The organism is Sulfitobacter sp. 1A13368, from assembly GCF_043557275.1.
GTDB lineage: Bacteria > Pseudomonadota > Alphaproteobacteria > Rhodobacterales > Rhodobacteraceae > Sulfitobacter > Sulfitobacter faviae.
This window is the reverse complement of sequence record NZ_JBIFFR010000004.1, coordinates 286,627-311,973: the sequence shown is the minus strand read 5'-3', so window position 1 is coordinate 311,973 and position 25,347 is coordinate 286,627. Positions and strand designations below refer to the sequence as shown.

The 25,347-nt window shown below is 62.9% G+C and carries 20 protein-coding genes; 15 read left to right on the top strand and 5 right to left on the bottom strand.

All coding sequences use genetic code 11. The features are described 5' to 3' along the window. The first annotated feature begins 73 nt into the window (after window positions 1–73). From ACGYK4_RS10965 to ACGYK4_RS10955, 3 genes are read left to right on the top strand one after another with little or no spacing between them, the layout of a single operon-like run. Window positions 74–1,030, top strand: a complete 957-nt coding sequence (locus tag ACGYK4_RS10965; protein ID WP_067268104.1) for an ABC transporter permease — start codon at window positions 74–76, stop codon at window positions 1,028–1,030. Window positions 1,031–1,032: 2 nt separating this feature from the next. Further along, a complete protein-coding gene (locus tag ACGYK4_RS10960; RefSeq protein ID WP_394456473.1) occupies window positions 1,033–1,851 on the top strand; it encodes an ABC transporter permease in 819 nt (272 codons plus the stop codon). 19 nt (window positions 1,852–1,870) lie between these two features. Further along, window positions 1,871–3,487, top strand: coding sequence for an ABC transporter ATP-binding protein (locus ACGYK4_RS10955; protein WP_394456471.1), 1,617 nt, complete (start codon window positions 1,871–1,873; stop codon window positions 3,485–3,487). 10 nt (window positions 3,488–3,497) lie between these two features. Here the strand turns inward: ACGYK4_RS10955 and ACGYK4_RS10950 are convergent, their stop codons facing one another. From ACGYK4_RS10950 to ACGYK4_RS10930, 5 genes are read right to left on the bottom strand one after another with little or no spacing between them, the layout of a single operon-like run. Then, a complete protein-coding gene (locus tag ACGYK4_RS10950; protein WP_394456469.1) occupies window positions 3,498–4,829 on the bottom strand; it encodes an aspartate aminotransferase family protein in 1,332 nt (443 codons plus the stop codon). 3 nt (window positions 4,830–4,832) lie between these two features. Continuing rightward, window positions 4,833–5,945: a phosphotransferase gene (locus ACGYK4_RS10945; protein WP_394456467.1), complete on the bottom strand. Its 1,113-nt coding sequence runs from the start codon at window positions 5,943–5,945 to the stop codon at window positions 4,833–4,835. Then, window positions 5,942–7,231, bottom strand: a complete 1,290-nt coding sequence (locus ACGYK4_RS10940) for an ArgE/DapE family deacylase (RefSeq protein WP_394433967.1) — start codon at window positions 7,229–7,231, stop codon at window positions 5,942–5,944. Before ACGYK4_RS10940 ends, ACGYK4_RS10945 begins: the two co-directional genes overlap by 4 nt. A gap of 17 nt (window positions 7,232–7,248) precedes the next feature. Further along, window positions 7,249–8,811: an acetolactate synthase large subunit gene (locus ACGYK4_RS10935; RefSeq protein WP_394456465.1), complete on the bottom strand. Its 1,563-nt coding sequence runs from the start codon at window positions 8,809–8,811 to the stop codon at window positions 7,249–7,251. 39 nt (window positions 8,812–8,850) lie between these two features. Beyond that, window positions 8,851–9,822 (bottom strand): histone deacetylase family protein, encoded by a 972-nt coding sequence (locus ACGYK4_RS10930; RefSeq protein ID WP_394456463.1) that lies wholly within the window; start codon window positions 9,820–9,822, stop codon window positions 8,851–8,853. On the opposite strand from ACGYK4_RS10930, the gene ACGYK4_RS10925 reads away from it, so the two are divergent. From ACGYK4_RS10925 to ACGYK4_RS10870, 12 genes are all read left to right on the top strand, one after another. Further along, window positions 9,787–10,605 (top strand): GntR family transcriptional regulator, encoded by an 819-nt coding sequence (locus ACGYK4_RS10925; RefSeq protein WP_394456461.1) that lies wholly within the window; start codon window positions 9,787–9,789, stop codon window positions 10,603–10,605. The genes ACGYK4_RS10930 and ACGYK4_RS10925 overlap by 36 nt on opposite strands. A gap of 99 nt (window positions 10,606–10,704) precedes the next feature. After that, on the top strand, window positions 10,705–12,279 hold the full coding sequence (locus tag ACGYK4_RS10920; protein ID WP_394433959.1) for an ABC transporter substrate-binding protein: 1,575 nt from the start codon (window positions 10,705–10,707) through the stop codon (window positions 12,277–12,279). A 75-nt stretch (window positions 12,280–12,354) separates the two neighbouring features. After that, complete coding sequence (locus tag ACGYK4_RS10915) at window positions 12,355–13,326, top strand: ABC transporter permease (protein ID WP_271689234.1); 972 nt, start codon at window positions 12,355–12,357, stop codon at window positions 13,324–13,326. Further along, window positions 13,323–14,162: an ABC transporter permease gene (locus ACGYK4_RS10910; RefSeq protein WP_271689235.1), complete on the top strand. Its 840-nt coding sequence runs from the start codon at window positions 13,323–13,325 to the stop codon at window positions 14,160–14,162. Before ACGYK4_RS10915 ends, ACGYK4_RS10910 begins: the two co-directional genes overlap by 4 nt. Continuing rightward, window positions 14,159–15,781 (top strand): ABC transporter ATP-binding protein, encoded by a 1,623-nt coding sequence (locus ACGYK4_RS10905; protein WP_394456459.1) that lies wholly within the window; start codon window positions 14,159–14,161, stop codon window positions 15,779–15,781. Before ACGYK4_RS10910 ends, ACGYK4_RS10905 begins: the two co-directional genes overlap by 4 nt. A gap of 39 nt (window positions 15,782–15,820) precedes the next feature. Beyond that, window positions 15,821–16,567, top strand: a complete 747-nt coding sequence (locus ACGYK4_RS10900) for an SDR family NAD(P)-dependent oxidoreductase (RefSeq protein ID WP_394456457.1) — start codon at window positions 15,821–15,823, stop codon at window positions 16,565–16,567. A gap of 155 nt (window positions 16,568–16,722) precedes the next feature. Continuing rightward, complete coding sequence (locus tag ACGYK4_RS10895; RefSeq protein WP_394456455.1) at window positions 16,723–17,193, top strand: (2Fe-2S)-binding protein; 471 nt, start codon at window positions 16,723–16,725, stop codon at window positions 17,191–17,193. A 4-nt stretch (window positions 17,194–17,197) separates the two neighbouring features. Next, the gene (locus tag ACGYK4_RS10890; RefSeq protein WP_394456453.1) at window positions 17,198–19,498 is read left to right on the top strand and encodes a molybdopterin cofactor-binding domain-containing protein; all 2,301 of its coding nucleotides are present in this window, start codon (window positions 17,198–17,200) and stop codon (window positions 19,496–19,498) included. A 244-nt stretch (window positions 19,499–19,742) separates the two neighbouring features. Beyond that, window positions 19,743–20,078 (top strand): Hpt domain-containing protein, encoded by a 336-nt coding sequence (locus ACGYK4_RS10885; RefSeq protein WP_394456451.1) that lies wholly within the window; start codon window positions 19,743–19,745, stop codon window positions 20,076–20,078. A gap of 12 nt (window positions 20,079–20,090) precedes the next feature. Next, window positions 20,091–22,034 carry a cellulose biosynthesis cyclic di-GMP-binding regulatory protein BcsB gene (locus ACGYK4_RS10880; protein WP_394456448.1) on the top strand — a complete coding sequence of 648 codons (1,944 nt, stop codon included), beginning with the start codon at window positions 20,091–20,093 and terminating at the stop codon, window positions 22,032–22,034. Window positions 22,035–22,040: 6 nt separating this feature from the next. Further along, window positions 22,041–23,933: a glycosyltransferase family 2 protein gene (locus ACGYK4_RS10875; protein WP_394456446.1), complete on the top strand. Its 1,893-nt coding sequence runs from the start codon at window positions 22,041–22,043 to the stop codon at window positions 23,931–23,933. Further along, window positions 23,930–25,345, top strand: a complete 1,416-nt coding sequence (locus ACGYK4_RS10870; RefSeq protein WP_394456444.1) for a hypothetical protein — start codon at window positions 23,930–23,932, stop codon at window positions 25,343–25,345. Before ACGYK4_RS10875 ends, ACGYK4_RS10870 begins: the two co-directional genes overlap by 4 nt. The last annotated feature ends 2 nt before the right edge of the window (window positions 25,346–25,347 follow it).

Sequence of the window (25,347 nt, the reverse complement as noted above, 5' to 3'; positions counted from 1 at the left end):
TCACGCGGGCGGCCCCCAAGGGCCGTCCGTTTCCCGCACCAATGGCCCGCCCCGGGCCGGAGAAAACCTTAAAATGTCCCGGCTTCAGAAGCTTGTTATCGGCCGAGTGTCCCTCGGCATTCTGACCCTCTTTGTCGTATCCGCCCTCATGTTCGTTGGCATCGAACTCTTGCCCGGTGATCTGGCGCAGCAGATCCTTGGCCAATCGGCGACTGAATCGACCCTCGCGGCCTTTCGCGCCGAGCTTGGCCTCGATCAGCCTGCGCATCTTCGGTATTTCGATTGGCTCGGCGGTGTGCTGCGCGGCGATTTCGGCACCTCTCTGGCCTCGGGGCGCGAGGTGTCTGAGCTGTTGGGCCCGCGGCTTGCCAATACCATGTTTCTGGCCGTCTATGCCGCCGTCATCGCCGCCCCGCTTGCGGTGATCCTTGGGCTGCTGGCGGCGCTGTGGCGCAACACGCTGTTTGACCGCGGCGTCAACCTGACCGCGCTTTCCGCGATCTCCATGCCCGAGTTCTTCGTGGGCTACGTTCTGATCCTGTTTCTGTCGATCAAGGCGGGCGTCTTTCCCACGCTGGCACGGATCGATAGCGCCACCGGGCTTTGGGACGCGCTCTATCGCAGCTTTCTGCCCGCGCTGACCCTTATTCTGGTGGTCGTGGCGCATATGATGCGGATGACACGGGCGGCCATCATCAACGTTCTGGCCTCGCCTTATATCGAGATGGCGCGCCTTAAGGGGGTGCCGCGCTGGCGTATCATCCTGCAGCACGCACTGCCCAATGCGCTGGCGCCGATCGTCAATGTGGTGGCGCTGAACCTTGCCTATCTGGTGGTCGGCGTGGTGGTGGTCGAGGTCGTCTTTTCCTACCCCGGTCTGGGCCAGTTATTGGTCGATGCGGTTTCCAGCCGGGATTTCCCGGTGGTGCAGGCCGTGGGGCTGTTCTTCGCCGCTGTCTATATCACGCTGAACGTTCTGGCCGACATCATCTCGATCATGTCGAACCCGCGTCTGCGGCACGGGAGATAACGATGAAATCTTTGCTGAAATCCGCGCCCCCTTCGGCGATCTTTGGCATGGTGGTGCTGGTCCTGGTGGCGATTACCGGGCTTTTCGCCCCGTGGATCGCGCCCTATGGCGAGACGGAGGTGGTGGGCGACGCCTATCTGCCGTGGAGTGGTGCGCATCCGCTTGGCACCGACAATCTTGGCCGCGATATGCTGTCACGCATGATCTTTGGCGCGCGCAATACGGTCGGGCTGGCGCTGCTGACCACGGCCATTTCCTTTTCGGTCGGGGCCACGCTGGGGATGCTGGCCGCGCTCAAAGGGGGTTGGCTGGATGAAGTCCTGTCGCGGCTCGTCGACGTGTTGATGGCCGTGCCGCCGCTGATCTTGGCGCTGATGCTCTTGGCCATTGTCGGCCCCTCGATCCCCAATATGGTCGGGGTGATCGCGGTGATCTATGTGGCGCCGGTCTACCGCCTGTCGCGCGCGGCGGCGATGAATGTGGTGGGCCTCGATTTTGTCGAGGCCGCCAAGCTGCGCGGAGAGCGCACGCCGCGGCTGCTCTGGCGTGAGATTTTGCCCAATATCTGGTCCACCCTAATCGCTGAATTCGGCGTGCGCTTTTGCTTTGTGTTTCTCTTTATCGCGGCGCTGTCCTTTCTTGGCATCGGGATTCAGCCGCCCACGGCGGATTGGGGATCGATGGTGAAAGAGAACGCCACCTTGATCAGCTTTGGCGATATCACCCCGCTGATCCCGGCGGCTGCCATCGCCTTGCTGACCGTCGCGATCAACCTGATCGTCGATTGGATGCTGCATCGCGCCAGCGGTCTGAAAAGTTAACCGAGCAGGGGCCAAGCATATGGGAAATCTTCTGAATATTCGCGGTCTCCGGCTTGAGGCAGGCAGCCGCGCGCGGCCCAATGTGATCATCAAAGGGCTCGATCTGGAACTGGACCGTGGTGAGGTGCTGGGCCTTGTCGGCGAAAGCGGGGCGGGCAAAAGTTCCGCCGGCTTGGCGGCGATGGGCTATGTCCGCGACGGGGTGCGCTTTGCCGGGGGCAGCGTTCAATTCGACGGGACCGAGTTGATTGGCATGGGGCGCGGGCAATTGCGCCGGTTGCACGGCAAGCGGATTGCCTATGTCGCACAGTCTGCGGCGGCGAGCTTTAACCCCGCCAAGACGCTGATCGACCAATATACCGAAGCACCCCGTCTGCACGGTGTCTCGGGCCGCACGGCGGCAGAGCAGGACGCCGTCGCGCTCTACCGTCAGATGCAATTGCCCAACCCCGAAGAGATCGGCTTTCGCTACCCCCACCAAGTGTCGGGCGGCCAGTTGCAGCGGGCGATGACGGCGATGGCCATGGCCTGCCGCCCCGACCTGATCATCTTTGACGAGCCGACGACCGCCCTAGACGTCACCACCCAGATCGAAGTGCTGGGCGCGATCCGCGATATTGTGGAGCAATATGACACGGCGGCGATCTATATCACCCATGATCTGGCGGTGGTGAGCCAGATGGCCGACCGCATCTGCGTGATGAAGGATGGCGCGGCGGTGGAGACCGCGCCGACCAAGACCATGCTCGACGCCCCGCAAGAGGATTATACCCGCTCGCTCTGGGCCGTGCGCTCCTTCCGCCGCCCCGATGCAGAGGCGGGGGAGGCTCCGGCGCTGATCCGCTGCGAGGGGGTTTCGGCGGCCTATGGGCCGATGACCGTGCTGGATAATCTCAACTTCACCTTTCCGCGCGGCCAGACCACGGCGGTGGTGGGGGAAAGCGGGTCGGGTAAATCAACCCTCGCCCGGGTCATCGCAGGCCTGTTGCCCCCCGTCGCCGGGCAGTTTTTCTGGAACGACGCGCCGCTTGAGCCGCAACTGGCCAAACGCGGGGCCGAGACGCTGCGCAATATCCAGATGATCTATCAATCGGCGGATACCTCGCTGAACCCGCGCCACAGTATCCGCGAGATTTTGGCCCGCCCAGTGCGCAAGTTCACGGGCCGCAGGGGGCACGAGCTTCAAGCCCGGGTGGCGGAACTGATGGATTTGGTCGATCTCGACCGCGCTTTCCTTGACCGCAAACCCAGCGAACTTTCGGGCGGACAGAAGCAGCGCGTGGGCATCGCGCGGGCGCTGGCAGCCGAGCCGGAGTTCATCATCTGTGACGAGGTCACCAGCGCGCTGGACCAATTGGTGGCCGAAGGGATCCTGCGGCTTTTGGTGCGTTTGCAGACCGAGCTGGACCTGACCTTCATGTTCATCACCCATGACTTGGCCACGGTAGAGGCGATTGCCCATAAGGTGATCGTGCTTAAGGATGGCCAGATCGTAGAGCAGGGCGGGCGTGATGAGATCTTTGGCGACCCAAAGCAGGCCTATACCAAGCGGCTGCTGACATCGGTGCCGCAGATGGACCCGGAATGGCTGACCGAGGCCCGCGCGCGGGAGCGGTCCCTGCGCGAGGCGCAGTAGGGTCGCAGGGTTAAACCCCCTCGGCCCGCGCGGCGGCGAAGGCGGCTTCTGTCGCGTCGAGGAACAAAGTCGCCTCGGCCTGCTGCAAGACAAGCGGGGGGCGGATTTTCAGCACGTTGGCCCCCGGCCCGGTGGCGCTGATCAAGACGCCATTCTGGCGCAGATGGTTGACCACGAATTTGGCGCGGGCGGCATCGGGGGCGTTGGTCTCGCGCGCGGTGACGCATTCGACCGCCAGAAACAGCCCCGCGCCGCGCACATGGCCGATCTCGGGGTAGCGGGTGGCGATGTCTTGCAAGCCTCTCTTGAGGAAATCGCCGACGGCTGTGGCATTGTCCTGAAATCCCTCATCCGCGATCACGTCGAGCACCGCCATGCCTGCGGCGGCGGCCACGGGGTTGCCGCCAAAGGTGTTGAAATACCGCGCCTTTTCGCCAAATTCTTGCACCAGCTCTGGCCGCATCGCGGTGCCGGAAAGGGGGAAGCCATTGCCCATCGGCTTGCCCATCGTGACCATGTCAGGCACCAGCCCGTGGCGCTGGAACCCCCAGAAGGCATCGCCGGTGCGGGCAAAGCCAGGTTGCACTTCGTCGGCGATGAAAAGCCCCCCCTCGGCGCGGATCAGATCGACCGCCGGTTGCAGGAACCCCGCCGGATCGGGATGCAGCCCGTCACTGGAAAAGATCGTATCGACGATGAAGGCCGCAGGCTCGATCCCATCGGCGCGCATCTCGGCAATCGCTTGGGCGAGATCGGCGGCGAGTTTGGCACCCTGTTGCGCCTCGGGGATGCGCAGCGTGTCGGGCGCGTCGATCAGCCGGATGCGCGGGCTGCGCGGGGTGAATTCGCCCAGAGAGGGGGAGAGTTCGGCCACCGCTTCGGTCAACCCGTGATAGGCAAGGCGGGTGACGATGACGCCCTCGCGCCGAGTATAGCTGCGGGCGATGCGCAGGGCGATGTCATTCGCCTCGGACCCGGTGCAGGTGAACATGACATGACCAAGCGCCTCGGGCATGGTGGCGAGCAGCCGTTCGGCGTAAATGACAACGTTTTCATGCAGATAGCGGGTGTGAGTGTTCAGCACGCCCAACTGCTGGGTGATCGCCTCGACCACGCGGGGGTGGCAATGGCCGACCGATGCGACGTTGTTATAAGCATCGAGATATCTGCGTCCGTCCTTATCCCAAAGCCAGACACCCTCGCTGCGCGTGATATGCAGCGGCTGGTCGTAGAACAGCCGGTAGGCGGGGCCAAGCGCCTTGGCGCGGCGGTCGATCAGGGCGCGGTCTGCGGGGCTGAGGGCCTCGGCCTGGGCGCTGTGATAGGCGTTGATCATGGTCATCGGTCACTCCGTTCCCGCAGCATGATGCAGGGCTTTGATCGCGGCGGCGTCGCCCACATGGTCGAGCGCGGCAAGCCCGCGTTGCGAGGCGGCGGCGTTGCGCAGGATATAGGGGGCATTGTCGGGATAGCGCCGCGCGCGGGAGGCGCCGATCGCTAGGGTGGTGGCATGGCGCAGGCGGATCAGACTGGGCAGAAGCGCGACCTCTTCGGCCTCCAGCGGCAGCCGTGCGGCGAAGCCCGCGACCATCTCGCAAATGGCGGCCAGCGGGTCTGTGCCTTGGCCGAGTTGATAGGAGCAGGCCACCGCCAGATCACAGGCCAGCGGCGTATGCACCATATCGCCGAAGTCGATCAGCCCGATGGGGTGCTGCGCCTGTGGCGCGTCGACCAGAATGTTATGGGGGTTGAAGTCATTATGCACGATCTGCGCCCGCAGATGCGGCAATCGAGGGGCGGTTTCCGCGTCGAACTGGTCAAGCCTATGCTGCAACTGCTGGCGCAGCGCGGCGTCCTGCACATCTGCCAAGAGGGGGCGCAGGTGGCTCGCTTGTTTGATGTCCCACTGCAAAAAATGCCCGCCCGCAGGGTGAAAGAAGCCGCGCAGCCCAAGGGTGACCCGCGCGTGAAAATCGCCCAAGGCGTGGTAGAGGCCGGGCTGCGGGGTCGCATTGCTGAGCACCGTGCCGCCGAGGAAGGACATCAGGCGGACGACATGGGGCTGCCCATCGGCGGCGGTGGCGACCTCGGCAGCTTTGCCGTTCAGGCTGGCGCAGATGCGTTGCACGGGCAGTTCGGGATCGGCGGCAGCCAGATGCATCAGTGCCGCGGTCTGCATGTCGGTTACCGCACGGTCTTCGGCGGCGTTGGTGATCTTTAGCAGGGCCTTTTCGCCCGTGGTCAGGGTGATCAGGAAGTTCGCGTCTTTCTCGGCGGCAAGCGGTTCGATCTCTCCCGAGATACCATAGAAACGCAGCGCGACCTCTGCCGCGCGGGCCGCGTCAACGGCAGGCGGGTCTTGTGCCAGCAGGTCGGTCTGGGCCCCGGCCTCTTCGGCCAGCACACCGCTGAGGAAGGGGGGCAGGCCGCCATGGGGCGTGATCCCGGCCTCGGTCATGGGGCGGTGCCTTCGGTCCCGCACCATTCGGCGATGAAAAGCGCCATGGCTTGGGTGATCTTCTTGACCGAACTGAGGCTGACGGATTCGTTGATCCCGTGAATGTTGCGCGATTTCGGCCCGTAGCAGAGCGCGGGGATCTTGTTGTACAGCGCATAGACCCGCGTATCGAGGTAGCCCGCCGTCATGAAGGACTGCAGCGGCGCGCCGATGGCCTCTTCATGGGCGCGTTCCAAGACGGCTTCGGCCTCGCTGCCCGGCTCCAGCACATAGCCTTCGGCGTGGAAACCGTTGAAGACCACCTGGGGCGGGTTGTTCGACAGGAAGTTGTCGCTTTGGGCGAAGGCCTTGACCCGCTCCGTGATCTCCCGCGCGGCATCCTCGGCGCTGCGGCCCGGGTAGATGGAAACGCGGCAATCGATGTTGCACCATGACGGCACCGATGACGCCCAATCGCCGCCTTCGATCTTGCCGATGTTAAGGTTGATCGGATGGGCTTCGTCTTCGAAATGCGGATGCTGGCCCTTTTCCGCGTTCCAATCCTCCTCCATCTCGCGCAGGGCGGTGATGACGCGGGTGGCGGCATCAATGGCATTGGCCCCTTCGCCCATTTCGCGCACATGGACCGGCACGCCGCGCAACTGCACCTGAAACCAGATGACGCCGGTGTTGGCGCGGACCAGCATTTCCTCTTCGGGTTCGGGGATGAAGACCGCATCGGCGGTGTAGCCTTGCAGAAAAGTCTGCAAAGCGCCGTTGCCGGTGGATTCCTCCTCGACCACGGATTGCACATAGACGGTCGCCGCCGGTTGCAGCCCGATGCGGCGCAGCGCGTCGAGCGCAAAGATATTCGCAGCCGCGCCTGCCTTCATATCGCCCGCGCCCCGGCCATACATCCAATCGCCGTCGATCTTGGCCGAATAGGGCGGATCGTCCCACATGTCGTGCAAGCCTTCGGGCACCACGTCGAGATGCGATTGCAGAATCAGCGAGCGGCCCCGCTCATCGCGCGGGCGGTGGATGCCCACGACGATGGGCGCGTCGGAATGATCGTCGGAGTATTTCGACCCGCCGGGATGCGCCTCGATCGCAGCGCGGTCCATCTTGAAGCGGTCCATCGCGTAGCCACGGCTTTGCAGGCTGCGAAACAACAGGTCTTGGATCGCATGTTCATGGCCGCGCAAGGAGGGCATTTGCACGAGCTTTTGGGTAAAGCTCACCTGTTCGGCAAATCCGTCTTCGACAGCCTGAAGGATGCGAGACTTGAGGTCAGGATCAAGGGGCATGGCGTGTCCTTTCGGGGTTACAGCATCGCTTCGATGAGGAAGGGACCGGGCTCTTTCGCGGCCTCTTCGATGGTGCGCATCAAGTCGGCGATGTCTTCGACCCGTTTGCCGGGCACGCCCATGCCCTTGGCCATGGCCACGAAATCCAGTTGCGGGCGGTCGAGGTTCAGCATGCTCAGCGCATCGGGGCCGGGCTGCGCGCCGACGTTGTGCAGCTCGCCCTTGAGGATCTCGTAGGATTGGTTAGCTAGAATGATGGTGGTGACGTTGGAGTTCTCACGCGCTTGGGTCCAGAGCGCCTGAATGGTGTACATGGCCGAGCCATCGGCTTGCAGCGTGATCACCGGGCGGTCGGGGCAGGCGATGGCGGCCCCGGCGGAAAGGGGGATGCCAATGCCGATCGACCCTCCGGTCAGCGCGAGCCAAGTGTTCGGCGCGGCACTGTCGCCCGCCGGGAAAGTGGCCCCGCCGGAAGAGACGGCCTCATCCACCACGATTGCGTCTTCGGGCAGCGCATTGGCCAAGGCCGCGCCGAGGTTTTGCAGGCTGATGCCTCCCGCCTGTGGTGCCGCGGGCCGTGCGTGGTCGCGCGGGGTGGCGGGTTTCGCACCGATGCGGTCCGCCAGCGCGGCCAATGCGGTGGCGCCATCCGCATCGACGGGGGCGAGCGTCACGTTATGGCAATCGACCGGCAACAGCAGGCTCGGCTTTTCGGGGTAGGCGAAAAAGGCGACCGGCGGCGGCGTTTCGATCAGGATGGCGCGGCGGTAGGGGGCAAGGCATTCGAGCGCCGCGTTGATCGGATAGGGGATTTTGTTGACGGCAAACCGCCCCTGTCCGCGCTCCAACCGGCGGTTCGAAGTCGGGGCGAGGATATCGGCCCCGGTCTTTTCCGCTATACCATGCAGCAAGGCCATCGCCTCTTGGTTTTCCAGCACACCGCTGCCGACCAGAAGCACGGTCTTCTCACCGCTTTCCAAGGCTTTGACCGCGGCATCAAGCGCGGCTTCGTCCAGCGGGGCAGGGGCTGCGGGGGGCACGACCTCGGCCATCTGGCCGCCCGCGTCCCAGCCGATGTCGGCGGGTGCGATCAGCGTGGCGACCTTGCCCGGCTTGCCTTGGGCGACCGCGAGGGCGGTCATCGCATCGGCGGCAAAGCTGCCCGCGTCACGGCCCGAACGTACCCAATCGCTGAAGGGCGCACAGGCGCCTTCGACATCCGCCGACAGAGGCGCGTCGTATTTCTGATGCCGCAGCGCGTGATCGCCCACAAGGTTGACCATGGGCACCCGCGCCTTGCGGGCGTTGTGCAGGTTGGCGGCGGCATTGGCGAAACCGGGGGCAAGGTGCAGCAAGGTCACCGCCGGTTTGCCCGCCATGCGCGCATAGCCATCGGCGGCGCCGGTCACCACCCCCTCGAACAGGCCCAGAACGCAGCGCATCAGTTTGGTGCGGTCCAGCGCGTCGACGAATTGCATCTCGGAGGTGCCGGGATTGGCGAAACAGACCTCCACCCCGCCCGCATGCAGGCTGCGCACAACGCTTTCCGCGCCGTTCATTTCTTTGGGGGTCTTGTTCATGCTGTGGCCTCGCGGAATGTTGTGAGAAATGATTTTGCGTTATCGGCAAGGGAGGGGCCAAGGTAGCCGCCCTCTTGGAAGGTTCAGCGCCGCCAAGCGCCGTGCCATTAGGGCAAAGCCGTCAGGGTAGACCTTCACGGCTGCAAGCGGATCGTCGGCGGCCATGTCAAAGCCCAGCGAGACGACCAGCGCCTCGGCTCCGAAATCACGGATCGCGGCGATGCCCTTGTCGAGCAGGGCCAGCACCTCATCTTGGCTCGCGCCCTGCTCCAGCAGCAAGTTCAGCGATTTGCCCGCCCCGTCGCCTTCGCCCGTCTCATCGGCATGGCCAAGGTAGAAGGTGGGGTAGGTGGCCGGATCGGGATGCAGCGAGCAAAAGAAGATGTCGCCGCGTTCATAGAGGATGTCGAGCGAGCCATTGCCGGTGTGCACGTCGATGTCGATCAGCGCGACCTTTTTGAAGGTCTGGGTCAGGTGCTCTGCCGCGATACAGGCGTTGTTGAAAAAGCAAAACCCGTTCGAGCAATCGCGCATTGCGTGGTGGCCGGGCGGACGGCAGAGCGCATAGGCCGCGCGGGCACCCGTCGCCACCGTTTGGGCCGTCTCAATGGCGGTTTGGGCGGACCAATAGGCCGCATCCCATGACCCTTCGGTCAGCGGGGTCGAAGTGTCGGTCATCCACCAGCCCAATTGACCGTGAATGTCCTTGGGCTCTTTCCCGCGCCGCACGCCGGGGTGCATTGTAGGGATGGCCAGCGCATCCGGCCCCGCGCTTTCGACGAAACGGGCATGGGCATCGGGTAGGAAGTCAACGTAATCGGGGTTGTGCACCGCCTTGATCGGCGCCAGCCCGTGGTCTTGGGGTTTGCTGATCTCAAACCCTTCGCCGATTAACATATCGCGTAGAATTTCAGCACGTTGTGGCTGTTCTTGATGCGGCATCGCCGCGCCGCGCCGAAAGTAATGTGTCGGCGCATGGCCAAGCTGGCGTTCGTCGAAAAAGACTTTCATCACATTCCCTGTGGTCTGATGTCGTTGTGGCGGAGCATTGCAGTTTTAATTTGCAGGCTCAATAGAAATGATGCATCATGCATCAAAACTGGCAGCAAGTCGGCCAGTAAGGATGAGGGCGCGATGGCCGAGATCAATCAAGTTTCATTGGGCGATGCGATCTATGATCGGGTCTGTCAGGACTTGGTGGAAGGCAGGCTGCGCCCGAATGAAAAGGTCACCATTCGCGGCTTGGCAGAGCGGTTGGGCACCAGTTCGACCCCTGTGCGCGACGCGGTGCAGCGGCTCTTGCGGGATGAGGCTTTGGTCCAGCGCAGCGTGCGCGATGTGCGCGTGCCGGTGCTGACAGAGGCGCAGTATCTTGAAATTGCGAGCATCCGGCGCGAGCTGGAGGGCTTTGCCGCCGGTCGCGCCGCTGAGATGGTCGGCCCCAAGGAAATCCGCCGCCTGAAAAAGATCGTGGAACGGAACGAGGCCGCAGCGGTGGCCGGGCGCTGGCCGCAGGCGGTGAAGTATAATCAAGAGTTCCATTTCGCGCTGGTCGAGGCGGCAGAGATGCCGATCCTGCTGGCCATCCTCAGCGGGCTATGGCTCCGCATGGGGCCGCTAATCGCCGGGTACTATGCGCAAGAGCAGATGGGGCTGGTTCGACATCATCAGGCAATTATTGCAGCCTGTGAGAATCGCGATCCCGCGGCCGCGGCTGCGGAAATGCGCGCAGACATCGATGACGCAAAGGAGGGGATCATAAGATACATCCAATCATTCACCACAAGTGAATGAGCCACCAAGACGCCGCCTATCGCGCGGCGACCACCCAAGCGACTGCAAAAAGCCGACGTCAGATCGGACGCTGCCCTTGGGCGAGTTTCAGCAAAACCAATGGGGATTTACATGCTAAAAACCACTAAATTAACCGCAGCCGTTCTGGCGCTGGCGATGGCCGGGCCTTTGGCCGCGCAGGATGGTGAGCCGAAGTCCGGCGGCACGCTTAACGTCGTGATCCAGCCCGAGCCGCCCAGCCTGATGATCGGCCTTGTGCAGAACGGCCCGACACAGATGGTCGGCGGCGATATCTACGAAAGCCTGCTGCGCTATGATTTCGACCTCCAGCCCGAAGGGCAGTTGGCTGAATCATGGGAGATTTCCGAAGACGGCAAGACCTATACCTTCAAGCTGCGCGAGGGCGTGGTGTTCCATGACGGTGAGCCCTTCACCTCGGAGGATGTCGAATTCTCCATGGACAAGTTCCTGCGCGAGAGCCACTCGCGGATGCGCACCTATATGGAACATGTCGAAAGCATCGAGACGCCCGACGATCACACGGTGGTCTTCAACCTCAAACAGCCCTTCGGCCCCTTCATCGGTATTTTTGAGCCCGGCACCGCGCCGATGATCCCAAAGCACATCTATGAAGGCACGGATTTCGCCAATAACGAGGCGAACAATACGCCCATCGGCACCGGCCCCTTCAAGTTCGACAAATGGGAAAAGGGCAGCTTCATCCATCTGGTGAAGAACGAAGACTACTATATGGAGGGGAAACCCTACGTTGACGAAGTCTATTACCATGTGATCCCCGATGCGGCCTCCCGCGCCGTGGCCTATGAGACCGGCAAGGTCGACGTGCTGCCCGGCGGCTCAGTCGAGAATTTCGACGTGGCGCGCATTCAGGCAATGGAAAACACCTGCATCACCGACAAGGGCTGGGAATACTTCGGCCCGCTGTCTTGGATGTGGGTGAACAACGACAACAAACCGCTCGACGATGTGAAGGTGCGCAAGGCGATTATGCATGGCGTCGACCGCGAGTTCGCCAAGGACGCGCTGTGGAACGGTCTGGGCAAAGTTTCGACCGGGCCGCTGTCCTCCTCTACGCGTTTCTATGACGGCGACACGCCGGATATCTCCTATGATCCGGAAAAGGCCAAAGCCCTGCTGGAAGAGAGCAGCTATGACGGCGAGACCATCCGCATCTTGGGCCTGCCTTACGGTGAGACTTGGCAGCGCTGGGCCGAGGCGGTCAAACAGAACCTGAGCGAGATCGGCATGAAGTCCGAGATCGTGCCCTCGGATGTGGCGGGCTGGAACCAGAAGGTTGCCGACCGCGACTTCGACCTCGCCTTTACTTATCTCTACCAATACGGCGATCCGGCGCTTGGCGTTTCGCGGACCTATATGGGCGACAATGCCGCCCCCGGTTCGCCTTGGAACAACGTGGCGAACTACCAAAACCCCGAGACCGACAAGCTCTTTGCCGAAGCGGCCCTGATGGCCAGCCCGGAAGAGCGCAAGGCCGCCTATAAGGAGATCCAAGACGCGATCGTCGAGGATGTGCCGAACATCTGGCTTTTGGAACTGGGCTTCCCCACCATCTACCGCTGCGACGTGAAGAACCCGGTCAACACCGCCTTCGGCGTGAACGACGGTTTCCGCGACGTATGGCTCGATAAGTAACAAGAGCGACAACGCTCATGGCCCAAGCCGCCACGGCGGCTCGGGCATCTAACAGAACAACACGGGGCGGATAGCGTGATACGTTTCATATTGGGCAGGTTAGTCAAGGCAGTGTTTATCCTGCTGGCGATCCTTGTCTTCAATTTCCTGCTGATCCATGCGGCACCGGGTGACCCTGCGGCGGTCATGGCGGGCGAAGCCGGGGCGGCGGACGAGAAATTTCTTGCAGACCTGCGGGCGCGTTTCGGCTTGGACCAGCCGCTCTACATGCAGTTGTGGATTTACATCAAAGGCGCGGTGCAGCTCGACCTTGGCTATTCCTTCCGCCAGCAGATGCCAGTGGCCGAGATGATCGGCGACCGCCTGCCCGCGACGCTTTTGCTGACCGGCGTGGCCTTCGTGCTGTCGCTGGTGCTGGGCGTGACCGCCGGTGTTGCGGCCTCTGCCCGGCAGGGGCGGTGGGGTGACACGATCATTTCGACCTTCGCGCTGCTGTTCTATGCAACCCCGCTCTTTTGGGTGGCGCTGATGGCGACGCTGGTGTTCTCGGTCTGGCTCGAATGGTTGCCGGGCTTTGGCTATTCCACCATCGGCGCGGGTTATACGGGCCTCGCCCATGTGTTGGATGTGGCGAAACATTTGATCTTGCCGGCTTCGACGCTGGGGCTGTTCTTCACGGCGATCTACATGCGCATGACGCGGGCCTCGATGCTCGAAGTCTCGCGGCTGGATTTCGTGAAAACCGCCCGCGCCAAGGGGCTGAACCGCGGCGTGATCCAGCGGCGGCACATCCTGCGCAATGCGCTCTTGCCGGTGATCACGCTGGCCGGGCTTCAGGCCGGGCAAATCTTTGGCGGGGCCATCCTGACCGAGACCGTCTTTGCATGGCCCGGCATCGGGCGGCTGATGTTCGAGGCGATCAACCAGCGGGATTACAACGTGATCCTCGGGGTCTTTTACATTTCGGCGGCCATGGTGCTGCTGTTCAACCTGATCACGGATGTCATCTATGTCATTGTTGATCCGCGGATAAGGCTGACGACATGATGAGTTTTTGGAAACGTTTCAGCTATAACCGTGGCGCGGTAATCGGCTTGGTCATCCTGACCTTCGTCATAGCCGCCGCCATCCTTGCGCCCATCCTCTTTCCGCAGAGCCCGTGGAAAATGGTGCAACGCCCCTTCCTGCCGCCCTTCACCCAAGACGGGCTGCTTCTGGGCACCGATGCGCTTGGTCGCGATGTCATGGCGGGGCTTGCCCATGGCGCTTATGTGAGCCTGCTGGTCGGGCTGGTCTCGACCATCGTGGCGCTGGCCATCGGCGTGCCGGTGGGAGCCGCAGCGGGGTATTTCGCAGGCCGGATCGACGACGCGCTCATGCGCTTTACCGAGTTCTTTCAGACCATCCCGAGCTTTGCGTTGGCGATCGTGCTGTTGGCGATCTTCCAGCCCAGCCTGACCTTTGTGATCATCGCGATTTCCATCGTGTCATGGCCCCCGGTCGCGCGTCTGGTGCGGGGCGAGGTGTTGTCGCTCAGAACCCGTGAGTTCGTCGAGGCGGCGAGCCTGTCGGGCCTCGGCAACCTTCAGATCATCACCCGCCACATCCTGCCCAACGCACTACCGCCAATCATCGTGCTGGCCTCGCTCATGGTGGCGCAGGCGATCCTGCTGGAAAGTTCGCTGTCCTTTCTGGGGCTGGGCGATCCGAACATCATGTCTTGGGGCTATATGATCGGGGCTGCACGCACCGTGATCCGCACCGCATGGTGGCTGTCCTTCTTGCCGGGCATGGCGATCCTGTTGACCGTGCTGGCGCTGAACCTGATCGGCGAAGGTCTGAACGACGCGCTGAACCCGCGATTGACGAGGAAATCCGAATGACCCTGCTTAGCATCCGTGACCTGTCTATCGCTCTGCCCATGGGGGCGGATCGGCTCTATGCCGCTAAGGACATCAACTTTGACCTCGCCCCGGGGGAGATCCTTTGCATCGTGGGCGAAAGCGGATCGGGCAAATCCATGTCGGCCAATGCGGTGATGGGGCTGTTGCCGCAGGGGGTTCTGCCCGACAAGGGCAGCATCACCTTTGACGGGCAGTCGATCCTTGGGTTGTCTGAGAAAGAGATGCTGAGACTGCGCGGCAGCCGCATTTCGATGATTTTTCAAGAACCCCTGAGCGCGCTGAACCCGCTGATGCGCATCGGCGCGCAAATCGCCGAGGTGTTCGAGGCCCACGGCGCGCTCACCGGGGCCGAACGCCGCGCGCGGGCGCTCAAGCTGTTGGAGGAGGTCGGCATTCCCGACCCCGAAGCAGCGATCCGGGCCTATCCCTTCCAGCTTTCGGGCGGGCAGCGGCAGCGGGTGATGATCGCGATGGCCTTGGCGTTGGAGCCTGACATCCTGATCGCGGATGAGCCGACCACCGCGCTTGATGTGACCACGCAGGCGCAGATCCTCAAGCTGATCGAAGACCTGCGGCGCAAACGCGGTATGGCGGTGATCTTCATCACCCATGACTTTGGCGTGGTGGCCGATATCGCCGACCGGGTGATCGTCATGAAAAAGGGGGAGATCGTCGAGGCTGGCCCGGCCCAAGAGGTGCTGCTGAAGCCCCAACACCCCTATACCCGCGACCTCATCGACGCGATCCCCCGGCTGACCAAGACCGAAGCTGCGGCAGAAGTCGAACGCAGCCCACTTTTGAAAGTCGAGGGTCTGCAAAAGACCTTCTCCACCGGTTCTGGCACGCTTTTTGGTAAACGTCGGGTGGTGAAGGCCGTGCAGGACGTGAGTTTCGAGCTTTATGCCGGCGAAACCATCGGCATCGTGGGGGAGTCCGGCTCGGGCAAATCCACCGTCGGGCGCTGTCTGGTGCGGCTGCTCGACCCGGACGGGGGGCGCGTGTTGATGGACGGTGTCGACATCGCCGAGATGTCGGGGTCAGAACTGCGGGCGCAGCGGCGCAAGTTGCAGATGATCTTTCAAGACCCGTTCTCGTCACTCAACCCCCGCGCGCGGGTGTCGCGCATCCTTACCGAGGGGCTGGTTGCCTATGGCACGCCGGATAAGGAGGCCAAGGCCAAGGCGCGCGAGTTGCTGGAACTGGTCGGGCTGGACGAAAGCGCGATGAAACGTTTCCCGCATGAGTTTTCGGGCGGGCAACGGCAGCGGATCGGCATCGCCCGTGCATTGGCGCTGGACCCGTCGATCATCATCGCGGATGAGGCCGTCTCGGCCCTCGACGTCTCCATTCAGGCCCAAGTGCTCGACCTCTTGGCCGAGTTGAAAACCCGGCTGCATCTGTCGATGCTTTTCATCACCCACGACCTGCGCGTCGCGGCGCGGATTTGCGACCGGATCATCGTGATGCAAAAGGGCCAGATCGTTGAGGCGGGGCCGGTCAGCAAAGTGCTGCACGACCCCGATACCGCCTATACGCGCAGCCTGCTCGACGCTATTCCGGGGCAGGACTATGAACGCGCGCTGGCGGCGGCCGATTAGGGCGCTACCTCAGCCGCTGCGCCCAAGATGGATCAGACAATGAAACCTGCGGAAAACGACCAAAAGACGCTGCTACTGACCGGTGCCAGCCGGGGCATCGGTCATGCCACGGCCAAGGCTTTCGCCGACAAGGGCTGGCGGGTGATCGGCTGCTCGCGGCAGGCGTTTTCACCCGAATGCCCTTGGCCGGGCGGGGCGCAGGACCATGTGCAGGTCGATCTGAGTGACCCGAACCAGACGATAGAGGCGGTCGCGCAGGTCAAAAGGCTGTTGGGCGGTAACCCTTTGCATGCTCTGGTGAACAACGCGGGCGTCTCGCCCAAGGGTGAGGATGGCGCCCGGCTCAGCACGCTCGACACCGATTTGCGGACGTGGGGCGAGGTGTTTCATGTGAATTTCTTCGCCTCCGTGGTGCTGGCGCGCGGGCTTCAGGATGAGCTTTCCGCCGGGCGCGGGTCAGTGGTGAATGTCACCTCCATCGCCGGGTCGCGGGTGCATCCCTTTGCCGGGGCCGCCTATGCGACCTCAAAGGCGGCGCTCGCCGCACTGACGCGCGAGATGGCTCATGATTTCGGCCCGCTTGGCGTCAGGGTCAACGCCATTGCACCGGGCGAGGTTGAGACGGCGATCCTCAGCGAGGGCACCGACAAGATCGTACGCGACATCCCCATGCGCCGCCTCGGCCAGCCTGATGAGGTCGCGCGGGCGATCTATTTCCTGTGCAGCGAGGAAAGCTCTTACGTCTCTGGGACCGAGATTGAGGTGAACGGCGGGCAGCACGTCTGAGGCCACACGCGCGCGCCTTCGTTCTGACAATTCCGTGATGACGTCAATCTGGCGCTGTGCCTGCGCTGCATTAAACCTATGTACAGCTCCTCATGTCAGGGCAGCTATACGCGCGCTCCCCTCAGGCAAATCATACCCCAAGGGACAACCACTTCATGATAAAATTCGAATTGAACGGGCGGCAGATCTCTGTCGACGCAGACCCGGACATGCCCCTACTGTGGGCGATCCGCGATGAAATCGGTCTTACCGGCACCAAGTTTGGCTGCGGCATCGGCGCATGCGGCGCTTGCACCGTGCATATCGACGGCACCGCCACACGGTCCTGCATCACCTATCTCGCGGATGTAGAGGGCCTGTCGGTCACCACGATTGAAGGGCTGGACGAAGAGGGCAAGCACCCGGTTCAAGAAGCATGGCGCAACCTGCGCGTGCCGCAATGCGGCTACTGCCAGTCGGGCCAGATCATGCAGGCGGCGTCTTTGTTGAAAGACACGCCCAACCCCAGTGACGAAGACATCGACGCGGTGATGACCGGCAACCTTTGCCGTTGCATGACCTATCCCCGTATCCGCCAAGCCGTGCGCGACGCCGCCACCGCAATGGGAGGCTCCGACAATGGCTAATCTGATGTCCCGCCTGAAAGGCTCCGACGCGCAACCGCAGATGACCCGCCGCGGGTTTCTGGTGTCGATGACCGCCGCGGGCGTTGCCTTTGGCTTCCCGCAAGCGTCGGATGCCGCGATGAACCCTGCCGTGCCCGATGGCACGCCGATCGCGCCCAATGGTCAGCCCTTTGAGCCGTCTATGTGGTACTGGATTGATGCCGAAGGTCAGGTCAACGTCAACATCATCCGCGCTGAGATGGGTCAGCACGTCGGCACCGCCATCGCCCGCATTCTGGCCGATGAGTTAGAAGTCGCTTGGGAAGATGTGCATATCACCCATGTCGACACGGCTGAGAAATGGGGCCTGATGGTCACCGGCGGCAGCTGGTCGATCTGGCAAAGCTGGCCGGTCTACCGTCAGGCGGGTGCTGCCGGGCGCACCGCGCTGATCGAAGCGGCGGCGGCCAAATGGGGCGTCGATGCCGCCGGTCTGACCGCGCGCGACGGGGCCGTGACCGATGGCACGCAGAGCATCAGCTACGGCGATCTGGTGGCCGAAGGCCTTGACCGCAGCTTTACCGAAGACGAATTGGCGGCCCTGCCGCTGAAACCCCATGCCGATCTGCGGCTTGTGGGGCAGGACGTGCATCCGCTTGATCTGGATACGAAAACCACGGGGCAGGCGATCTATGGTCTGGATGCCAAGGTCGATGGCATGGTCTACGGCGTGCCGATGCTGCCGCCAACGCGCTATGGCGCCAAGGTGAATTCCGTCGATGACAGCGCCGCGAAAGAGGTCAAAGGCTACCTTGAGACCGTGGTGCTGGATGATCCCTCGGGCACCGTGCCGGGCTGGGTCGTGGTGTTGGGCAAAACGCTCCACGCCGCGCGGATGGCCACCTATGAGATCAGCGTCGATTGGACGGCGGGCGAGACGGCGGATGTCTCAGAAGACGATATCCAAGCCCGCTCACGCGAATTGATCGACAGCGATGCCGGGTCGATCCTGCATACCGAGCAGCCCGAGACCCGCGCCGCTTTCGATGCCGCCGCCGAGACGCTAGAGGCTGAATACACCACGCAATCCGTGCTGCACTTCCAGATGGAGCCGGTCAACGCGACCGTCTTCCAAAACACCGATGGCGTTTGGGAGACCCATGCAGGCAACCAGTGGCAATCACTGATCCTGCCGACGCTGGCCGCCGCGCTGGAGGTGCCTGCCGACAAGATCGTGATGCGCAGCTATATGCTGGGCGGTGGCTTTGGCCGCCGGTTGAACGGGGATTACATCGTGCCCGCCGCGCTGGCCTCCAAGGCCGTGGGCAAGCCGGTGAAACTGGTCTTCTCCCGCGAGGAAGACGCCCAGTTCGACAGCATCCGCTCACCTTCGGTGCAAAAGCTGCGCATGGCTTTCGATGAGGGCAAGGCCATCACCGGGATGGAGCATCACGCCGCCGCCGGTTGGCCGACGCAGGTAATGGCACCAGGCTTCATGCCCAAGGGCGTTAACGAGGAGCCCTATGACCCCTTTGCCATCGACGGCGCGGACCACTGGTATTCGGTCGGGGCCCATCGCGTGCGGGCGATTTCGAACGATCTGGCCAATGCGACCTTCCGCCCCGGTTGGCTGCGCTCGGTCGGGCCGGGCTGGACCAACTTCGCCGTGGAAAGTTTCATGGATGAGGCGGCGCATAAGGTCGGCGCCGATCCGTTGCAGTTCCGTCTGGATCACCTGAAGGCCGAGGGTCTCAACGCAGGTTCCGCCCCCAATGCGGTGGGCGGGGCGTCGCGGCAAGCCGCTGTTTTGCAGCGCGTGGCCGAGATGTCAGGCTATGGCCAGACAGAGTTGCCCGAAGGCACGGCAATCGGGATCGCCACCACCTTTGGCCAATCGCGCACCATGCCGACTTGGACCGCCGCCGCCGTGAAACTGGCGGTGGATGCCGAAACCGGTGACGTCGCGGTCGAGAAGATGTGGCTGGCCTTCGATTGCGGCACTGTGGTCGACCCCGACGGCGCGCGCGCGCAATGCGAAGGCGCGGCGCTTTGGGGTCTGTCGATGGCTCTGCATGAGGGCACGCGGATCGAAGGCGGCAATGTCGTCGACCTGAACCTTGGGTCTTACACGCCGCTGCGGATGGTCGATGTGCCTCAGATCGAGGTCGCTTTCGTCGAGAGCACGGAAGTGCCCGTGGGTCTTGGAGAGCCGGGGACCACGGTCATCGCCCCGGCGATTGCCAATGCGATCTTCAACGCCACCGGGGCGCGGGTGCGTCATCTGCCGATCACTGGCGATGCGGTTCTTGCGGCGCTGGAAAGCTGATAGGAGAAGGCGGGCGCGGCATGTCGCGCCCGCCTTTCATTTGGTCTGAGGGCGCCGACTAGTGAGGCGGGCTGCGCATTCGCTGGGCAGCGCGGCGGTTGCCTAATTTCAACGGCTCAAATTTTGGGCATTCACGCTTAAAAACTTAGAAAATCGCCCATTGCGCCATAATTCTGACAGGTTTCGAACAATAATCTAAACGAGCTATCTGGGCTTCTTTGCGGGCGGGTACGAAGGACGATCTGTGGCACCTACCGAGACATATGAACAACGCGTCGCCGCGACGCGAAAGCGCTTTATCGAAGGGATGCCGGAGCGGTTGCAGGCCGTGGCCGATGCGCTGCGCGAGACGGATGGCGCTGACCCGCGCGAGACCAAGGCGCGCAAGGTCCACCGCATGCTGCACGATCTGGCTGGCAATGCCGCGATGTTGGAATATGCTGAGATTGAAGGCTGCCTGCGCAAGGGGTTGCGCGTTGCCGAAGATGCCGATGAATCCTCTTCGCCGTTGTCGACTGACGATATTCGTATAATTAAGATGGCTCTGTCTGATGCCCGCAGCGTCGCTGAAAAAATTTAAGAAAGCCTCTCCATGAAGTATCCCGCAATCGGTTTGTTGGCGGCTCTGCTGCCGTTTCAAGTTCACGGCCAAACAACCACGGGTGAGGGCGCGGTGAGCGTCCCTGCTGAGCAGACTCAGGAGGGGCTGATCGCGCGGACCTTCGATCTGGCGGAGCTTGGCTTTCAAAACGGTCTGTCCTTCCGGCAGCTTTCGGGCAATGCGACGATCTATATCCCGCTGCCCAACCCGGATGCGCTGAGTTCGGGCAGCTTGCAGCTTGAGCTTGAACATGCCTCCACCACCGAGGTGGACCGCTATTTGCAAGTCTCGGTCGCGGGCCGTCCGGTGACCTCGCAGGCGTTGCCCGATGGGGCAGGGCGGCTGAGCGTTCCGGTCCCGCTTAGCCCCGAGGACGTGTCGGGCGGGTTTATCGCCGTGGGCCTGTCCTATTCCGGGGCTTTCAGCGATCGGGTCTGCGTGGACGAACGCGCTTCGGGCGATTTTCTTGAGATCACGGCGGCTTCTTCCGTGACCTTGCAATTGGACCCGTCTGAGATCGACACATCGGCGGCATTCGCCGGGCTGCGCCCTGCGGACACGCGTCTGGCCATCGGGGGCAACGACTCCCTCGCCGCCTTGGCCGCTGCGACCCGCGCCGCAGCGCTGTTTGACGCTGAGGCCGGGCGGCTGACCTTTGGCGGTGACGGGGTCAGCACATCGGGTGCATGGTCCGAAGGGGTCATCGAACTGGACGTGACCACCTCGGGCGCGGCGAGCGAGATGGCCGTGGACAATGTAGCCGGGCTGCCCGTCTTGAACCTGCGCGGCAGCGATCCGCAGGTGGGGCTGTGGCAACTGGTCTCGGAATGGTCCGCCCTGTCGAACGAAGGCGCGACCGTTGTCGATGTGGCCGGGGGACCGGCCCGCTTTGACGACCGTTTGCCGCTGTCGGCGCTGGAGGGCGACCTCACCCCGCGTCCCGTGGTCTCGACCGAAGACTTCTTCGTGCCGTTCCAATCCTCCGACCTTCCGGCGGGCAAGGGTGTGTCTGGCGTGAGCCTGCATGTCGCCGCAGCGCTTGACCCCGAAGGGCGGGGGGCGACGGCTTCGGTCTTTCTGAATGACACGCTGTTGGGCAACCGCCCCCTTGGCAGCGGCAAGCCCGAGCAGCTGACCTTTTCGGTTCCGAACGGCCTGCTGGGCCGGGATAACCTGCTGCGCGTGTCGATCCAGCGCCAGCCCTCGGGCGGCGAATGTCGTTTCAAACCGCAGGGCTATCCGGCGCAAATCCTGCCCGGCAGCGCCCTGCTGCTTTCGGATTCCACAGCGCAGGATCGGGACTTCTTTACCCTGAGACAAGAATTCGCCGATGGCGTTCAAGTCGTGCTCGACCCCGCGCTTTCGCTTGATTTCGCGCAGACCCTGCCGTGGCTGGCAGGTGTCGCGGGCAGTGTGATCCCGGACCGCGCCCCTATTCTGCCGCGCGCCTCTGTCGAGGCGCTTGAGGGGGATGAGCCTTTCTTTGTGATCTCTGACCAGAACCCCGGCGATGCAGAGCCACTGATCACCTTCAATCAGGGCCGGATCGAGGTGCGCGACCGTCAAGACAACCTGATCTATTCGGGCGAAGACCTGTCGCGGCTTGGCGTTGTGCAGATCGTCACCCGGGGCGACACCCGTGGCCTGTGGCTGCGTCCGGGCAATGGCCCTGCACCAGAGCTGACGCCCGAACGCCCCATGATGTTGGACCGCGGCGATCTGGCGCTGATCGGGCAGGAGGGGGTGATCCTTGCCACCGCCACCGACCGCAGCCCGCTCGTTGATGTCGTCTACCCCGACCGCACCAGCCTTGCACAGATGTTGGCCAAGTACCGACCCTGGATCGTGGGGGCCATCTGGGTGCTGGTGACGCTGCTTGTGCTGATCGTGTTCCAGCGCGTCTACCGCGCCCGTCGCGGCAAAGACGAGACGTAAGCCACCGTGCCGTTGGATGCCGAAAGCGAAGCCATTGGTTCGCTGCTGCTTGACCGTGGCGCGCTGACGGCGGAACAGCTCGACGCGGCAGAGGATTTGGCCGAGGAGTGGAATGTCTCCTTGGTCAAGGTTCTTCTGTCGCGGCGCTGGCTGACCACGCAGACACTCTACCGCGAGATCGCCTTTTACCACGGGCTGACGCTGGTCGATCTAATCGAAGATCGCGCCGATGACGATCTGATCCGCCAGTATGATCCGGTGGTGATGAACCAATTCATGACGGTGCCGATTGGCCGGGCAGAGGATGGCACGCTGACGGTCGCCACCTCGCGCCCCGGCCCGCGCACGCTGCTGCACATCCGCGAGGTCTATGGCTCTGGCGTGACCATCGTCGTAGCCTCGCATTTCGATGTATCATGGCAGCTACAGCGCGCCTTCCGCGAGAAACACTCGCATGAGGCGGTCTTTGCACTGGCCGAGCTTGACCCCGACATGTCGGCGCAGAACGTCGTCACGCCGCCGCAGATACTGGTGATCTACCTCATGATCTCGGCGCTGCTGCTGGGGCTGGCCTTTGCGCCCGTGGTCACGCTGATCGTGCTGAACGTCCTGCTGACGGTGTTCTACACCGGCAACTTCCTGTTCAAAGCGCTGCTGGTCTGGCTCGGCGGCGCTGCACAAGAGACTTCATCGCGGGCCATCGCGGCCGAGGCATCGCTGCTGCGCGACGAAGACCTGCCGATCTATACCGTGCTGGTGCCGATGTTCCGCGAGCCCGAGGTGCTGCCGATCCTTGCCCAAGCGCTGCGCAACCTCGACTATCCGTTGGCCAAGCTCGACATCAAGATCGTGCTGGAAGAGGGCGATCACGAGACCATCGACGCGGCGCGCAAGCTCGACCTTGAAGGCGTGTTCGAGATCATCCGCGTGCCGGCCTCCCATCCGCAGACCAAGCCCAAAGCCTGCAACTTTGCGCTGCGCTATGCGCAGGGTGATTTCCTCGTGATCTTCGACGCCGAGGATAAGCCCGAACCGGATCAGCTGAAAAAGGTCATCGCCGCCTTCAACCAATCCGCGCCCAATACCGCCTGCATTCAATGCCGTTTGAACTATTACAACGCGCGGGAGAACTGGCTGACGCGGATGTTCACGCTGGACTATTCGCTGTGGTTCGACCTGATGCTGCCTGGGTTGGAGCGTTTGGGCGTGCCGATCCCGCTGGGCGGCACTTCGAACCACTTCCGCATGGACGTGCTGCGCGAATTGAACGCATGGGATCCCTTCAACGTGACCGAGGACGCCGATCTGGGCATTCGTCTGACGCAGAAGGGCTACCGCGTGGGCGTCATCGATTCCACGACCTTTGAAGAGGCCAATGTCTCGATCCCGAACTGGGTGCGCCAGCGCTCGCGCTGGATCAAAGGCTATATGCAGACCTTCCTCGTCCACAGCCGCAGACCCATTCACCTGTGGCAATCGGTCGGGGCGGCGGGCGTCTTTGGCTTTGTCTTCTTCATCGGGGGCACTGTGCTCTCGGGCCTGTTGAACCCGGTCTTTTGGTCGATCTTTGCCATTTGGCTGATCTTCGGGACCGAGGTGATCACCCCCTATTTCCCGCTGCCGGTGCTCTATCTGTCGTTAGTGAACCTCTTGGCGGGCAATGGGCTGCTGATCTATCTCACGATGGTCGCACCCTTCCGGCGCAGGTGGACCGATCTGGCCCCTTGGGGGATCACCGTGGTAGGCTATTGGGTGCTGATGACCGTGGCCTCTTACAAGGCGCTGTCGCAGTTGATCTTTAACCCGTTCTATTGGGAAAAGACCCAGCACGGCCTGTCCAAACACACCGCCAATGAGGTGGCCGAAGCCAGTGCCGAAGCGACGGAGGCCGCGCAATGATCCGCGCCGCCTCATGGTCTTTCGGCTTTGTCGCGCTGGCGCTGGTGCTTTTGCTCACCCTCGGCTGGACCGAGGCGCATGGCTTCCTGTCGATGGACGTGACCGACCTTTGGGCCAAGTCCATCGTGCAGATCGAGGGGCCGGCGCAGTTCAAGGCAAGCGATGCTTTCTACCCGCCCGTGCCCTATGCGCTGTCGCTTTTGGGGCAGGCGGTCTTGCCCGATACGCAGGTGCCGGTGCCCTTCGTGCTTTCCGCGCTGGTGGGGGCAGGGCTGCTGGTCTTGTGGTTCCTCAACCTGCGCGATACGGGCGGCTTTTCGGGCATAACCTCGGCGCTGGTGGTACTGCTTTTGGCGCTGAACCCGTTTTTCCTGCGCGCCTTGGCCGATGGGCCAGAGACGATGTTTTGCATCTTGGGCACATGGCTTTTCGCGCGCGGGATCGTCAATCTGCGCCTCACGGGCAACGCGCCGGATATGATGAAAGTGGCCGTGGGGCTTTTGGTGGTGGCCCTATCGGACAGCTATGGCCTGATGCTCTGCCTCGGGGCGATGCCCTTCATGATCGTCGCGGCACGGCCCAGCATGATCGCGGTCTCCTCGACCGGCTATCTGGTGGCGATGTTCTATCCCGTGGCCGCCGCCGTGGGGGCGCTGATGTTCGTCAGCATGATCTTCGACAGCCGCCTGATCCCGCTTTTGTCGGAAAGTGCCACGCCGCTGACCTTGGGGGAGCATCTGCTCATTCTGGCCGGGCTGGGCCCGGCGGCCCTTATCGCGATCCTGCGCAATATCATGGTGCCGCGTCTGTTCATGCCGCTCTTGGCAGCGGTCGGGGCGGTGCTGGGCGGCTATACGCTTAACGTCTTTTTCCATGTCGAAGGCGACCCGGCCATGGCGCTGGCGCCCATGTTGGGGGTCTTGGTCGCCGCGATCCGCTTTTGGCCGAACCTGTCCTTGCGTGAGCCGATTGCCATCGCGTTGATGGCGCTGTCGCTGCTGACCTCGGCGGTTGTGATGCGCCATGTCGCCCATGACGAGACCCGCGCTTGGACCAACGCGATGCTCGGCGCGGAAAACGCAGCGTCCCGCCCCGCGCGAGAGGTCGTTTCATTCTTGCGCGACAAGTCTGATATAATGGTAGATGTTGAGAGAAACCCCGAGATCGTCGTCGGTCTGGGGAATATCGACCGGCTGGTGATCGCCGGAGAGCCTGCCTACGACTGGGCGCTTGAGGGGGGCGTGCCGCGCACAAGGTACATCGTGGTCCCGCAACAGGCGGAAGGGCAGGCCACAGCAGACAGAATTCTGCGCAGGTTCCCGCAGCTGAAGCAATCGCAGATGCCGGGGTATGAGGAGGTTTTTCAAAACAGCCGATGGCGTGTTTTTGAAAGAGTTAACGAGTGGAATTAAAA